This is a genomic window from Rhodococcus sp. BP-316 (genome assembly GCF_019836105.1).
Classification (GTDB): domain Bacteria; phylum Actinomycetota; class Actinomycetes; order Mycobacteriales; family Mycobacteriaceae; genus Rhodococcoides.
Window position 1 is genome coordinate 1 of sequence record NZ_JABUEE010000010.1, and the last position, 14054, is coordinate 14054.

Genomic DNA, 14054 nt, shown 5'->3' on the forward strand with positions numbered 1-14054 from the left:
TCCCCCAGCAGCTCCGCCGCCCAACCCCACCTGCCGCCCACCGCGGACCGTGCGGGTCTGCGCCCCGGACGACTCGGCGTCACCGCGATCATCTTCTTCGTCATCGCGGCAGTGGCACCGATCGCCGCCATCGTCGGCGCCTCACCGATCGTGTTCTCCGCCAACGGCGCCACCGCACCCATGGTCTACCTGCTCGCCGCCGTGCTCTTCGCGCTGTTCTCCGCCGGATACGTCGCCATGAGCCGCCACATCAGCAACGCGGGCGGCTTCGTCGCCTACATCGCTCGCGGTCTGGGATCGCGCACCGCCACCGCGGGCGCCGGACTCGCCGTGCTGTTCTACGGATCGCTGCAAGCAGCGCTGTGGGCACTGTTCTCGGTGTTCGCGCACGACACCATCGCCAGCAAACTCGGGATCGACATCCCCAGGCCCCTGCTGATGTTCGTGGTCCTCGTCGTCGTCACCGGCCTGACCATGCTCGGCATCGACCTCAGCCTCAAGGTGTTGGGTGTCCTCGTCGCCCTCGAGATCGCCGTGTTCGTCCTTCTCGACTCGGTGATCATCTTCGGAGGTGGCGGCACGTCGGGTAATTCCCTCGCGGCCTTCGATCCGTCCGCCCTCGTCAGCCCCGGCCTCGGTGTGGCGTTCCTCTTCGCCTTCGCCTGCTTCACCGGATTCGAAGCGACCGTGGTCTTCTCCGAGGAAGCGAAGGACCCACGCCGCACCATCCCCCGCGCGATCTACGGATCCATCGCCTTCATCGGCGTGTTCTACGCCGTGACCACCTGGGCGATCGGCAACTCCATCGGCAACGACGCAGTCCAGGAAGCCGCCGCCGCCGACCCCGCCGGACTCATCTTCGCCGTCGCGGAGAACGAGGTCGGACCGTGGCTCGCCACCACCCTCGAGATCCTCGTCGTCACCAGCTTCATCGCCATGCTCATCGGCTTCCAGAACATGTTCGCCCGCTACCTGTTCGCCCTCGGCCGCGCGAACGTCCTGCCCCACAAGCTCGGAACCACGACCCGCTCCTCCGGCAGTCCGGCCGTCGCCGCCGCCGTCGTGGGCATCATCAACGCAGTCGTCCTGGCAGGATTCGAACTCGCCGGCGCCGACGCGCTCACCGTCACCTACAGCTGGCTGCTGGCTCTGGGCACCGTCGCGCTCATCGTGATCCTCATCCTGACCTCGGTGTCGATCATCGCGTTCTTCGCCCGCACCAAGCTCGAGACGAACCCGTGGACCACCAAGATCAGCCCCGTGATCGCCGTCGCCGGTTTCGGCTACGTGGCCTACCTCGCCATCAGCAATTACGGCGTCCTGCTCGGCGGCCAGGGCGGCACCGCGCAATGGTTGCTGCTGCTCATCCCCGTGTTCGCACTCGCCGGATTCGTTTGGGCCACACTGCGACCCAACGTCAACTTCGAGGCCGAACTCGTCTGATCGAGAAGCGCGGCCGCAGCGCCCCGCCTCCCCGGGTGGGGCGCTGTAGCGGCTGCGCCGACGTCGGGGCAGCCCCGTCGGGGGTCTCGAACTCACCACACCATCGAGGAGTCGCCATGAGCACCGCATACGTCAACGGCCGCATCTACACCGTCGACCCCCAGACGCCCTGGGTGTCAGCAGTGTTGATCGAGGACGGGGTGTTCACCGCAGTCGGTGACGACGCGGCCGTCACCTCGGCCGCCTCCGCCGGAACAGACGTCGTCGACCTGCAGGGGCGCACGGTCATGCCGGGCCTGCACGATGCGCACACCCACCTGCTGTTCAGCGGTCTGAAGTACCAGTACGAAGCTCGTCTGACGCCGGCCGGCTCACCGCAGCAGATCGTGCACGACCTCGAAAGCTGTCAGTGCGCATCCCTCGTCGACGAGGGTGAGCATGCGTGGATCGTCGGCGGCGAGTTCTTCCCGGCCGCGTTCGCCGACGGTGAGCTGGACCGGAAGTTCCTCGACGAGAAGTTCCCCGACCAGCCGGTGATGTTGTACGACTACACCATTCATCACTCCCTGGTGAATACCAAAGCCCTCGAGATCGCCGGTATCGACGACTCCACACCGGATCCCGCCGGAGGCCGCTACATCCGCAGGGCCGGAACCACCGAACTCACCGGGGAACTCGTCGAACAGGCCCGCTGGCCCGTGCTGCGCTCCATCCCGGACTACCGGGCCGAGATCTACCGCTCTGCCCTCACGTGGGCGGTGTCCACATGCCACCGGTTCGGCATCACCTCGATCCAGGAAGCGTCCGCCTCACCGCAAGCACTGGCGGCCTACCGGCATCTCGACGAGAACGGTCAACTCGACCTGCATGTCGCCGCCCACCTCGTGTGGCGCGAGGAAGGCTTCGGGATGGCCTCGACCGCCGACCTGGACCGCATGATCGCCGACCGAGAAGCCTGGGCCAGCACCCATCTGGACACGCGCTTCATCAAGATCTGGCTCGACGGTGCGCCGTTACCCCCACACATGACGCAAGCCGACCTCGACGCCCACGGGAACATCGACCCGTCGAACATCCTCGTCGAACCCAGCCAACTCACCGACGTCCTCACCCGCTTCGACGCCGCCGGACTGTCGGTGAAGATCCATTGCGCGGGAGAAGGATCGGTGCGCGCGGCGCTCGACGCGTTCGAGACCGTGCGCGCGGCCAACGGCGAGGGCGGCCCCTCCCACGAGATCGCACACTGCACCTTCATCCACGACGACGACTACCACCGCTTCGGCGAACTCGGCGTCGTGGCAGAGATGTCTCCGGCCATCTGGCACATCGAGGAGTACGGGCTGCAGGACGGGTACAAGTTCGGCACGATTCTCGACGCCGGCGCCACCATGACGATCGGCTCCGACTGGATCATCACCCCCGACCCCAACCTGTTCCCCGCCGTGCAAGGGATGCTCGAACGCGGCGACGACTCGGTCGACATCGAGACAGCGGTCGAACTACTGACCCTCGGCGGGGCAGCGGTGGTGGGACGCAGCGATACCCGCGGGTCCATTCAGGTGGGCAAGTCCGCGGACATGATCGTTCTCGACCGCAACATCTTCCAGATTCCCACCGCAGAGATCGGCGCGAGCGAGGTGCTGCGGACGGTGTTCGAAGGCCGCACCGTGTACAAGAGGGCATGACCCAGACACGCCCGACAACCGGCGTATCACGCAGCTTCAGCGCCCTGACGGGGCCTGGTCCCTACGTCATCGTGGGCGGATCGATGCCTCCTCGCTGACATCTCGGTGAGACGAATCCACATACGAGCCGACCGAGCGGCGCCGCATCAGTGTCGACCGACCTGGTGCGGCGCTGCTCTGTCATCGGAACGCATGTCAGCCGGCGTGCACGACGACCTCTCCTGCCGGCAGATCATCCTTCTTCGCACGGACGACGAAGAACACGACCGGCGAGATCACCGCGATGAAGACGGCTGCCACCGTGAACACCGCGTGATACCCCGCCACTTCTGCTGAGAAGAAGCGCTCCATGCCGGCACCCGCCGGCGCTTCCGGTGCAGGTGTGTCGATGAGGTACGACTGCTTCGCGGAGGTGTAGATCGACGTGAAGATCGCCGCACCGAGCGCCCCTCCCACCTGCACCGTTGCGTTGATCAATGCACTGGCCGCACCTGCGTCATGATTCGCGACACCGATCAGTGCGACGTTCTGCTGCGGAATGATCAGCAGACCCAGGCCCAAGCCGACCAGTACGAGCGCCGGCAGCACATGGGTCCAGTACGACGTGTCGACATCGATGTTCACGAGCAGTAGCAGACCGATCGCCGAGATGATCGGGCCGATCGACATGATGGGCTTCGGGCCGACACGGGGAAGCAACGTCGAAGCGACGCCGGCCGTGACGAAGATTCCACCGGTGATGGGCAGCGAAGCCAGTCCAGCGATCACGGGGCTGAATTGCAGAACGATCTGAAAGTAGAAGGTCAGGAACAGGGTCGCGCCGACGAGTATCGACCCCACCATGAGTGAGCCGAAGAATGCAGGGCCGCGGTCGCGGTGGAAGAGAACTCCCAGCGGTAGAAGCGGATTGGTGGCGCGCCGCTCCGCGAAGCCGAAGACGATGATCAGCACCGACCCCGCTGCGATGAACGCGACAGTTGCCGGTGAGCCCCACCCTGTCTCGGCTCGAGTGAATCCGTACACCAACGAGGCCAGCCCCATGGAGACCAGAACCGCGCCGACGATGTCGTAGCGGGTGTCGCCCGCGGCTTTGGACTCCACGATGACCGATGCAGCCGCGATGACGGCCACCACGGCAACCGGCACATTGACCAGCAGACACCAACGCCAGCTGAGGTATTCCGTGAGAACGCCGCCGAGCAACAGGCCCACCGCAGCGCCGCCGCCGGCTATGGCCCCGAAGACACCGAATGCTTTCGCACGCTCCTTCGGCTCGACGAACGTCACGGTGAGAATCGCCAGTGCTGCCGGTGCGAGTAGTGCCGCGAACACACCCTGGCCGGCCCTGGCGGCGAAGAGCTGCCACGATTCCTGTGCGAGACCACCGACAGCAGAGGAGACCGCGAACCCGGTCATTCCCACAAGGAACGACTTGCGTCGACCCCAGTAGTCGGAGATTCGGCCGCCGAGGAGAAGTAGAGCGCCGAAAGCCAGAGCGTAGGCAGTGACCACCCACGTACGGTTCCCGTCCGATATACCTAGATCCGCCTGCGCCTGCGGAAGCGCGATGTTCACGATAGTGGCATCGAGAACGATCATGAGCTGCGTCGCCGCGACGATGACCAACACGAGCCATCGCCGTTCATGGTTCGGATTGTCCACAGTCGATGCTGTGGTGATTGTTTTCAGCGCGTCGGACACGCGCCACCCCAAGTTCTGTTTCGACGATTCAGGAAAGAGCATTCCTCGGGTTATGGAACCAGAACGACGACAATTCGTCAAACGCGATCGCGATCCATTGCACCGCGACTTTCTCGCATTTGACACGGCTCGGACGATGTGAGCAAACGCGGCATTCGATAAAGCCCAGTAATGCGTTCCGACGACTCTGCGCTGGGCAGACGCGCTCCGATTTGTCCAGTCCAGTCGACGCAGGGTGTGGGCCAGGTCTCGCCTCTACAAGCAAGCCTTGCCTCGAGATTGCTAAACCGAAAGACCATTCACGTCATTCTTTGAGTAATAATATTTGTCGGATCCCATCAATTCTGAAGAGCGGCTCGGTGCGAGAATCCAGCACTCACGTTCGATTACTTTCGCGACGAGACGGGGACTGGTCACCGGATACCGAATGTGCATCCACTGCTCGATCCACCAGCGCGAAGGCCGCGTTGCTGTTCGGCACTCCCGCGTACACCGCGGTGTGGAGAAACACCTCGGCGAGCTCGTCGGCGGACAGCCCCGCTCGCAACGCCGCCCTGATGTGCATGTCCAGCTCGTGCTGGTTACCGACCGCGGTGAGAATGGCGAGCGTCAAGAGGCGCCTGAGGCGGTGGTCGAGTCCGGGCCGTGCCCAGACATCGCCCCATGCCGTGCGGGTGATGAAGTCTTGAAACGGGGCCGTCACGTCGGTGGTGCGTTCGATGCTCCGGTCGACGTGTGCGTCCCCGAGTACGCTCCGACGCTGCCGCATCCCCTCGGCGTGCGCTGCAGCCCTCCCCGTTTCGTACTCTCCGGGTGAAATATGGTCGACGAGCAACCGGGTCACTTCTCCTGACTTCTCGACATTCGCGAGATGCGCTGCAGCGGTGAGGGTGTGTAGGCGAGACCGTGCGATGCCGTCGGCGAGAATCCGAGCACCGGAGGGAGGTGTGGCGGGATCCTGCTCACCCGCGATCACGAGGGTGGGTGCGCTGATTCGGCCCAGATCCTCTCGGTTGTCCCAACCGGACAGCGCCTCGCAACACGCGGCGTACCCTTCGTCCGACGTGGCGGAGACCATACGGCGGTGGCGAGAGGCGAGGTCGGCGTCGCGCGCGAGGAGTTCGGGTGTGAACCAGCGAGACACGACCGCGTCCGCAAGAGAATCGGTTCCCTTCGCTCGCACGGCCGCGGCTCGCTCGGACCAGCCCCGCGGGTCACCGAAGTGCGCCGCGGTACAGATCAACGTCAGCGTCTGCACGCGGGCGGGCCGGTGAACCGCAATCCATTGGGCCACTGCGCCACCCAGAGACAGACCGACCAGATGAACGCGATCGCGTCCATTCGCGTCGAGGACCGCGAGAACGTCCTCGGCCAGTTCGGCGATCGTGTACGGCCCGCTCGGTGTGGGAGATCGTCCGTGTCCGCGGAGATCGACAGCGATGATGTCGGCGACCTCGGTGAGGGCACTGCACTGGGCATCCCACATGGATCGATCGGAGCCCAGCGACCCGACCAACACGACCGTCGTTCTCATCGGCGAACGGCTAGGGACTACGTCGTAGGACAACTCAACGGTCATGATGTCCTCCGGTACGCAGGTGAACCACGGACAAGACGAGGTCGACGATGCCTCCGGCGTGCCCGAGATAGTCGGCCGGGTCCAGCAGGTGCCGCACCGCAGCCGGTTCGAGGTACTCGGTGATGGCGGGGTCGGTGTCGAGTGTGACTCCGGCGGCGCACGCGGCTGTGACGATCTCTCGAGCGCGGTCGGTGTGCGCGTCGAGCGCCGTCGTGACGCGCTCGGCAAGAAGTAGCCCGTGAGTGATGTCGAGATTTCTGGCCATCGCATCGGCGTGGACCAGAAGACCGCCCATGCTCACCGCGAGTCGGTCGGCTCCCCCGGCTGTCAGACGCAGGAGGTCGGTCATCGTCTCCCACTCCGCGTGCCATGCACCGGTCGCACGTTGGTGTTCGTGGTCCATGCCGGCCAGAACGGTGGCGACGAGGCCGGGTACCCGCCGCACCGCTGCGCGGGCGGTGACGGCGGCGATCGGGTTTCGCTTGTGCGGCATCGCGGAAGAACCACCGGGTGAGCCTTCGCTGACCTCGCCCAGCTCGGTCGAGGCCAGCGAGGTGATGTCGAGGGCGGGTTTCGCGATGGCCCCCGCGGCAGTGCCGAGGGCGCCGGCGATCTCTGCGATGCGGGTGCGGTCGGTGTGCCAGGGAATGCCCTGATGCGTCAGTCCCAGTTCGTCGGCGAGTGAGTCCGCGAGGCGCAGACCGTACGGGTGCACAGCTGCCGAAGTGCCTGCTGCGCAGCCGAATTGGACCGAGGCCGCCGCGGCGACGCCGGCGAGCGCATCGTCGGCACGCAGAAGGCCGGAGGTCCAGCCGGCAGCGACGGCGCCGAACGTGGTCGGCAGAGCCTGCTGGCCGAGAGTGCGAGCTGCCATGGGTGTGCCGCGGTGGACGAGCGCGAGATCGGCTCCCGCATCGATGCAGGCAGCGATGGAACGCCGGACCGTCGCGATCGAGTTCTTCACGATGAGCATCAATGCCGTATCGAGGATGTCCTGGCTCGTCGCACCGATGTGCACTGCGGATGCCGGCACGCCTGACATGGCGACAGCCGCACGAAGAGCGGACACCAGAGGAATGACAGGATTCCCACCCACTGCGGCGTCGATGCCCAGTGTCTCGATGTCGACTCCCCCGGGGGCACCGAGTTCCGCGGCGGCCGCCGCGATCGTGCCCGCATGCTCCGGTGCAATCAGCTCGTGGCGCGCCGCCGCCCGTCCGAGCGCAGCCTCGACGTCGAGAACCGCTGTCACCCAGGCCTGGTCGGAGACGGTGGCCGAGACGTCCCGAGCTCCGAACGTCGGATCGAACAGATGACCGCGCGTCATGGTCGCGTTCCCCCTGTCACAGCTCGAACTGTCACAGCTCGAAGAACGGGGTCTCGTCGCCGTCCGGATCGCTGTCCTGGATCACCACGTCGAGATGGTATCCAGCGGCAGTGTGCCGTGCGATCAACTTGCCGCGTCGTTCGGCGGTCAGTGCCCCCAGAACGGGGTCCGCAGCGTTGGCCGACGGCTCGTCCGGGAAGTAGATGCGAGTGACGAGCCGATCGAGCATGCCACGTCCGAAGATGGCGAGGTCGATGTGCGGCGCCTCGATTCGACCGTTCTCCGCCGGCAACGGCCCGGGTTTGACAGTCCGCACAGCTGCCGTGCCGGACGCGTCGGCCACCGCTCGACCGAAACCTCGAAATCCTGGCGGTGTCGACGATGCAGGTCCGCGGGGATCGTCGGGGTGATCGAACCGGCCGGCTGCATCTGCCTGCCAGGTCTCGATCATGGCATCGGACACCGGTGTGCGGCTGCCGTCGACCATGGTGACGCTCACGATCATGGCACCGACCGCATCGGCGCGCACCACGCTGGGCCCGTCGATCCAGGGCAAGGCGATGTGCAGGTAGGGGCCGACGGTCTGTGAGGGTGTCTGTCCGAACGGTGCAGTCGTGAAGTCTGCGCCGGGGGTGACGGGGTACCGAGGTGCGAACGCGTGAGCCACATCGGAATCACTCATCGTGATCGTCTCCCTCGAACGGAGTGGAATTGCGTCCTCGAAGGACGATGTCGAATCGGTACGCGAGGGCCCAGTTGTCCTGCGTAGCTTCGTAATCGAAGGCACCGATCAAGCGCAGCCGGGCATCTTCGGGGGCGGCGTTGTAGATCGGATCCTGAAAGAACATCGGATCGTCGGGAAAATACATCTGAGTCACCAGGCGCTGGGTGAATGCACGACCGAACAGAGAGAAGTGGATGTGCGCGGGGCGCCAGGCATTGTGATGATTTCCCCATGGATACGCGCCGGGTCTGACGGTGGTGAATCGGTAATGTCCTGCGGCGTCTGTCATCACGCGCCCCGCACCGTCGAAGTAGGGATCGAGCGGCGCGGGCCACGTGTCACGGGCATGTCGATACCGACCGGCTGCATTCGCTTGCCACACCTCCACCAGTGTGTTCGGCACGCAGCGCCCGTCACTGTCGAGAACCCGGCCGTGCACGATGATGCGTTGCCCCGACGCTTCTCCGCCGCGCGCACGAGTGAGGTCCGCATCGCCCTCGGCGATGCGCCCCTCACCGAGGACGGGTCCCGTGATCTCCGTGAGCCGCTGCGGCAGGAGAATCAGGGGTCGAGCGGGATGACGGAGTGCCGTCGAGCGGTAGTCGAGCACGTCTCGCGGTGGGTGTGTACCGAGCTGATCGCGGTAGGCACCCGGCACCTGCCGCGCCCCCGACTGGTCGATCCCCGAGGGGGTCACAGTGCACTCCTGACGGTTGACGATGACGTGTTCGTTGCGACGAAGGGACTGCCGGCCGAGGGCGGCTCGGCACACGCCACCGCTCGCCGATTGACGGCAACGTCGTGTACCCGCACCAGGTCGACACCGGCAGCGACGGCGAGCGCCGTCACGGCAGCGGTGGCGACATCGCGGTCTGCGGGGGGATCGACGGTCCCGTCGGGTCTACGCGTGAGCTCCCCCAGAAACGATTTTCGTGACGCTCCGACGAGTACCGGATATCCGAGCCCCACGATTCGGTGCAGGGAGGCGAGCAGGCGCCAGTCGTGCTCGGGTCGCTTCGCGAGGCCGAGGCCGGGGTCGAGGATCAGCTGCGAACAGTCGACGCCGGCGGCCACCAGATCGTCGACGCGTCGGAGAAGGTCGGTACACACGTCTTCGACGACGTCGTCGTACTGCGCGAGGCCGACCATGCCGGCACTGTGACCACGCCAGTGCGTCACGACGTACGTCGCACCGGATCCGCTGATGACAGCGCACATATCGGGGTCGGCGAGGCCACCGCTGACGTCGTTGATCACCACCGCACCCATCTCGAGAGCGGCGGCCGCAGTGCTTGCACGCATCGTGTCGACACTGACGGCAACTCCGGCTGCCACGAGGTCGCGCAGGACCGGAAGGACCCTTCGCTGCTCCTCGTCGGCGTCCACCCGCAGCGCTCCGGGCCGAGTGGACTCGCCGCCGACGTCGACCAGGTCGGCGCCGTCGTCGACGAGGTGCAGCGCATGCTCGACCGCCGGCCCGCGCCCAGCGTGAACACCGCCGTCCGAGAACGAATCCGGCGTCACATTGACGATCCCCATCACGCGGGTCATGGTCACGTCGACGCGGGAGCGCCCACGTCAGGAGCGTCGGCGGGCGAACGAGGCGGAGTGCCGCTCTCCATCCACGCCAACCTGCTCCGGAACGCGGCGATCGTCTGTTCGGGGTGAGTGAGGATGTGGAACCGGTTCTCCGTGATGCCCTCCAGAACCAGGTCGGCAACATGTTCGGGCGTGACGCCGAACTTCTCGGTCTGCTCGTCGATGGTGGCGTGCACCTTCCTGCGCAGGTCCTGGGTGTCGGTCGCGGGCACGTCCGTCGGTCGGTTGCGCTCGGACTTGTTCATGTTCGTCTTCACCAGTCCCGGCGACAGCAGGCTCACGCCCACGTGCGGCGCGGTGGTGGTACGGAGTTCCACTTCGAGGTTCTCGGTCATACCGACGACGGCGAACTTCGACGAGACGTACGGATGGAACGTGGGCAGTCCGGTAGCGAACCCGGCCATCGACGCGCAATTGACGATGTGCGCTTCGTCCTGCGCGATCAGGTGCGGGAGGAACACTCGACACGCGTCGAGAGTGCCCCAGAAATTGACCCCCATGACCCACTCCCACGTGCGGCGGGAAAGCTCTCCGAACGGTGCACCGCCCTCGACGCCGGCGATGTTGCACAGGATGTGGACCGCGCCGTACTCGTCGAGGGTGCGCTGGGCCAACGTCTCGATGTCCTCGACGCGACAGACATCGGTACGTACCCCGATGGCCTCGCCGCCCGTTGCCCGCACCTCGTCGACGGCGGTCGCGAGTGCCGACGCCTCGACGTCCGCCATGACGACCTTGGCTCCCGCTGCCGCCAACCGGTCGGCCGTCGCTCGTCCGATTCCGCTGGCCGCACCGCTGACAACGGCCACTCTGCCTGTCACTGTCTTCATGGCAGGCAATGCTCGTCCGGACGATGTACCCGTCGCATCGGTGGGACCACCGGTGGTGCACGTCCGGCAACCGTGCCACTGGTCGCCTCATGGATGCGACTCGTGACGGGCGTCACCGACGCTGGGGTCATGACTACTCTCTCCACACCACCGATCGACCTCGGCGACCTCGACCGCGCCCTGACCCGCATCGCCGAGGTGATCGGCGCCGACAGGGTCCGCACCGACACCGCCACCATCGAAGAGTTCCGCGACCCGTACACCGCGCAGGGGTCGGCCGACTGGGACGCGTCCGCTGTCGTCAGCCCCACGTCCACCGAGGAGGTTCAGGCCGTCGTGCGCATAGCCGGCGAGTGCCGGGTGCCGCTGTGGACCTTCAGCCAGGGCCGCAACAACACCTACGGCGGCCCGGCGCCGCGAGTGAAGGGCTCGGTCGTCGTCAACCTCCGCGAGATGAACAAGGTCCTCGAGATCGACGAGGACCTCGCGTACGTCGTCGTCGAGCCCGGGGTGCGCTGGTTCGATCTCTACGAGGCTCTCGAGGCAGCCGGAGGGCGGCTCTGGACGTCCATTCCCGACCTCGGTTGGGGCAGTGTCATCGGCAACTGCACCGAGTACGGCCGCGGATACACCCAGTACGGCGACCACGCCGAGAACGTGTGCGGCATGGAGATCGTGCTGGCGAACGGAGAGGTGGTCCGCACCGGGATGTGGGCGATGCCGAACAGCGAGGTGGCGCACGTCTACCGCCACCCGTTCGGCCCGCAGTTGCAGGGGCTGTTCCATTCGTCGGGACTGGGCATCATCACCAAGATGGGCTTCTGGCTGCAGCGACGCCCGGAGACGTATGCCTCGTGCTGGGTGGAGTTCAGCGGCGACGACGCCCTCGAGGCGGTCGCCGACGGTATGCGCGAGCTCATGCTCGGTAACACGGTCACGAACTATCCCACGATCATGCGCGGGGTCCGCCTCGACGAGGACGGCAACCCGTCCTTCGATCCCGATGCCTCCCGCTGGTTGGCGAGATTCGCCCTGTACGGCACGTCGGAAGCCGTCGACGCCCACTGGGTCGCTGTCGAGCGCACCCTCGGCACGATCCCCACGGCGACGCTCCGACGCCGCGACTACGCGGGTACGGACCGCACGAGCCACGCCGGGCACGAGGACCGCGTCATGGCGGGCATCCCCGACATGGACATCCTCGCCCTCTTCGAGACGATGTACGGCAAGACGACTGCGCACCTGGACTTCTCACCGGTCGGTCCGCTTCGCGGGAAGGACGTGGTCGAGACGTCACGGCTGATGCGCTCGTTGTATCAGGAGACGGGTGAGCAGTTCTTCTCCGGCCTGATGCTGTCCCCGCGTTCGGTGATCCACATCAGCACGATGTTCTTCGACTCGACGAACGCCGAGCAGACGGAACGGGTGTACGACAACTACACACGCATGGTGTCCGTCATGAGTGAGCGTGGCTACCCGATCTACCGGACCAACCTGCACCACATGGATCAGGTGGCGTCGACGCTCGACTTCAACGACAACGCGCTCATGCGGCTGAACGAGACGATCAAGGACGCCCTGGATCCGGACGGCATCCTCCAGCCCGGAAAATCCGGAATCTGGGGACGTCGCTTCCGGCAGGTCTGACGGTTCAGAGCAGGGGACGACCGACGGCGCGCACGGGCGCGCCGTCGGAACCCCGAATGTTCAACGGGGCCAGAATCAATTCGACCCGCTGCCCTGACAAGGGGGCGAGGTCGGTGAGGTGTTCGGCGATCAACACTCCCGCGCCGAGCAGGATCAGGTGAACGGGCCACGTGAACCCGTCGGCACGCAGCGGCACAGGCAGATCCGGGGTGCCGGTGTCGACGGCGACCATGGACACGTCCTGGTCGACGAGCCACTGCGCGAGTTCGACCGACAACGAGGGATGCCGTGCGTAGAGCGGGGTACCGGCGTGACGCCACCATCCCGTGTCGAGGACGACGATGTCGCCGGCGCGTACGAGACCGCGATCGAGCAGAGCCTCGACGCCGTAGACCTCGTCCTCGCCGGCGTCGACGCGACACACGACACCCTCTCCCGTCAGTCTCGACAGGTCGATCTCGTCGATACTCTCGGCGCCGGCCACGAAGTGACACGGGGCATCGACGTGAGTTCCGGTGTGTACCACCATGTCCATCCTGCTCACCGTCATCGGATCTGCGGGCATCTCGGCCACGGTCGCGAAAGTCGGAGGCGGGAAGATCGGGATGCGCGGCGCACGCGGATCGAGCCGATGTGACAGGTCCGTCCAGGGGATCACGCGACGTCGCCGAGGGCACGCGCCGCCGCAACGGTGTTCGCGAGAAGCATGGCGATCGTCATCGGGCCCACACCGCCCGGCACCGGGGTGAGCAGTCCGGCCACCGGTTCCACCTCGGCGAAACGCACGTCACCGGTCAAGCCGTCGGGGGTTCGGTGGATGCCGACGTCGATCACCGTGGCGCCGGGCATCACGGCATCACCGCCCAGGATGCCCGGCACCCCGGCGGCCACGATGATGACATCGGCCCTGCGGCACACCGCGGTCAGATCCTCGGTCCGCGAATGACATTGGGTCACCGTCGCATCCCTCTGCAGAAGTAGCTGGGCCATCGGGCGACCCACCAGTTCCGACCGGCCGATCACCACGGCATCGGCACCCGACAGGGCCACGCCGTACTCGTCGAGCAACCGCATCACTCCACCGGGCGTGCAGGGAACCAGGCCGACGCGGCCGCGGGCGAGCAACCCCGCGTTGGTGACGGTCAATCCGTCGACGTCCTTGCTCGCCGGAATGCGCGCGAGAAGGGCTGTGGTGTCGAGGTGCTTCGGTACGGGCAGCTGAAGCAGGATTCCCGACACCGCGGAATCGGCGGCCAACTCGTCCAGCACTGCCTCCAGCGCGGATTGAGTGATGTCGGCGGGAAGGTGGCGGTGCAGGTCCGCCATCCCGGCTTCGGTGCACTGCCGGCGCTTGTTGCGTACGTACACCTCCGAGGCCGGGTCGTCGCCGACCAGCACCGTCGCGAGACCGGGCGCCGGGCGCCCTGATGCGATGAGCACCGACACGTCGGCGGCGACCTCGTCGCGCACGGTTCGGGCGACCGCCTTGCCGTCCATCAGTCGAGCAGTCATGGATCGT

The 14054-nt window shown here is 66.2% G+C and carries 12 protein-coding genes; 3 read left to right on the forward strand and 9 right to left on the reverse strand.

The genetic code is table 11. The features are described 5' to 3' along the window. On the forward strand, positions 1–1443 hold a 1443-nt coding region (locus HQ312_RS18620; protein WP_308123929.1), incomplete at its 5' end, for an APC family permease. Positions 1444–1559: 116 nt separating this feature from the next. After that, positions 1560–3128 (forward strand): amidohydrolase, encoded by a 1569-nt coding sequence (locus HQ312_RS18625; protein ID WP_222640492.1) that lies wholly within the window; start codon positions 1560–1562, stop codon positions 3126–3128. Positions 3129–3323: 195 nt separating this feature from the next. Here HQ312_RS18625 and HQ312_RS18630 read toward each other — a convergent pair whose 3' ends face one another. The 7 genes from HQ312_RS18630 to HQ312_RS18660 form a co-directional block, all read right to left on the reverse strand. Beyond that, complete coding sequence (locus tag HQ312_RS18630; protein WP_308123930.1) at positions 3324–4790, reverse strand: MFS transporter; 1467 nt, start codon at positions 4788–4790, stop codon at positions 3324–3326. Positions 4791–5205: 415 nt separating this feature from the next. After that, complete coding sequence (pcaD, locus tag HQ312_RS18635) at positions 5206–6408, reverse strand: 3-oxoadipate enol-lactonase (RefSeq protein ID WP_222640495.1); 1203 nt, start codon at positions 6406–6408, stop codon at positions 5206–5208. Next, on the reverse strand, positions 6398–7735 hold the full coding sequence (locus HQ312_RS18640) for a lyase family protein (protein ID WP_222640497.1): 1338 nt from the start codon (positions 7733–7735) through the stop codon (positions 6398–6400). The genes pcaD and HQ312_RS18640 overlap by 11 nt, the downstream gene beginning before the upstream one ends. 31 nt (positions 7736–7766) lie before the next feature. Further along, a complete protein-coding gene (gene pcaG / locus HQ312_RS18645; protein ID WP_222640498.1) occupies positions 7767–8417 on the reverse strand; it encodes a protocatechuate 3,4-dioxygenase subunit alpha in 651 nt (216 codons plus the stop codon). Further along, on the reverse strand, positions 8410–9117 hold the full coding sequence (pcaH, locus tag HQ312_RS18650) for a protocatechuate 3,4-dioxygenase subunit beta (RefSeq protein WP_222640794.1): 708 nt from the start codon (positions 9115–9117) through the stop codon (positions 8410–8412). The genes pcaG and pcaH overlap by 8 nt, the downstream gene beginning before the upstream one ends. A gap of 35 nt (positions 9118–9152) precedes the next feature. Then, positions 9153–10010 (reverse strand): dihydropteroate synthase, encoded by an 858-nt coding sequence (folP, locus tag HQ312_RS18655; RefSeq protein WP_261782472.1) that lies wholly within the window; start codon positions 10008–10010, stop codon positions 9153–9155. Between the two features lie 2 nt (positions 10011–10012). Continuing rightward, positions 10013–10888: an SDR family NAD(P)-dependent oxidoreductase gene (locus HQ312_RS18660; protein ID WP_222640506.1), complete on the reverse strand. Its 876-nt coding sequence runs from the start codon at positions 10886–10888 to the stop codon at positions 10013–10015. A 129-nt stretch (positions 10889–11017) separates the two neighbouring features. Between HQ312_RS18660 and HQ312_RS18665 the strand changes: the two genes are divergently transcribed. Continuing rightward, a complete protein-coding gene (locus tag HQ312_RS18665; protein ID WP_222640509.1) occupies positions 11018–12535 on the forward strand; it encodes an FAD-binding oxidoreductase in 1518 nt (505 codons plus the stop codon). Between the two features lie 4 nt (positions 12536–12539). Here the strand turns inward: HQ312_RS18665 and HQ312_RS18670 are convergent, their stop codons facing one another. Next, positions 12540–13193: a cyclase family protein gene (locus tag HQ312_RS18670; protein WP_222640510.1), complete on the reverse strand. Its 654-nt coding sequence runs from the start codon at positions 13191–13193 to the stop codon at positions 12540–12542. Continuing rightward, the gene (locus tag HQ312_RS18675) at positions 13190–14047 is read right to left on the reverse strand and encodes a bifunctional 5,10-methylenetetrahydrofolate dehydrogenase/5,10-methenyltetrahydrofolate cyclohydrolase (RefSeq protein ID WP_222640512.1); all 858 of its coding nucleotides are present in this window, start codon (positions 14045–14047) and stop codon (positions 13190–13192) included. Before HQ312_RS18675 ends, HQ312_RS18670 begins: the two co-directional genes overlap by 4 nt. Positions 14048–14054: the final 7 nt, after the last annotated feature.

What these genes read in the sequence shown, in the direction of transcription:
- HQ312_RS18640 (WP_222640497.1), bottom strand. Translation starts at nt 7,735, where the DNA reads ATGACGCGCGGTCATCTGTTCGATCCGACGTTCGGAGCTCGGGACGTC.
- folP (WP_261782472.1), bottom strand. Translation starts at nt 10,010, where the DNA reads ATGACCCGCGTGATGGGGATCGTCAATGTGACGCCGGATTCGTTCTCG.
- HQ312_RS18625 (WP_222640492.1), top strand. Translation starts at nt 1,560, where the DNA reads ATGAGCACCGCATACGTCAACGGCCGCATCTACACCGTCGACCCCCAG.
- pcaD (WP_222640495.1), bottom strand. Translation starts at nt 6,408, where the DNA reads ATGACCGTTGAGTTGTCCTACGACGTAGTCCCTAGCCGTTCGCCGATG.
- HQ312_RS18675 (WP_222640512.1), bottom strand. Translation starts at nt 14,047, where the DNA reads ATGACTGCTCGACTGATGGACGGCAAGGCGGTCGCCCGAACCGTGCGC.
- pcaG (WP_222640498.1), bottom strand. Translation starts at nt 8,417, where the DNA reads ATGAGTGATTCCGATGTGGCTCACGCGTTCGCACCTCGGTACCCCGTC.
- HQ312_RS18665 (WP_222640509.1), top strand. Translation starts at nt 11,018, where the DNA reads ATGACTACTCTCTCCACACCACCGATCGACCTCGGCGACCTCGACCGC.
- HQ312_RS18660 (WP_222640506.1), bottom strand. Translation starts at nt 10,888, where the DNA reads ATGAAGACAGTGACAGGCAGAGTGGCCGTTGTCAGCGGTGCGGCCAGC.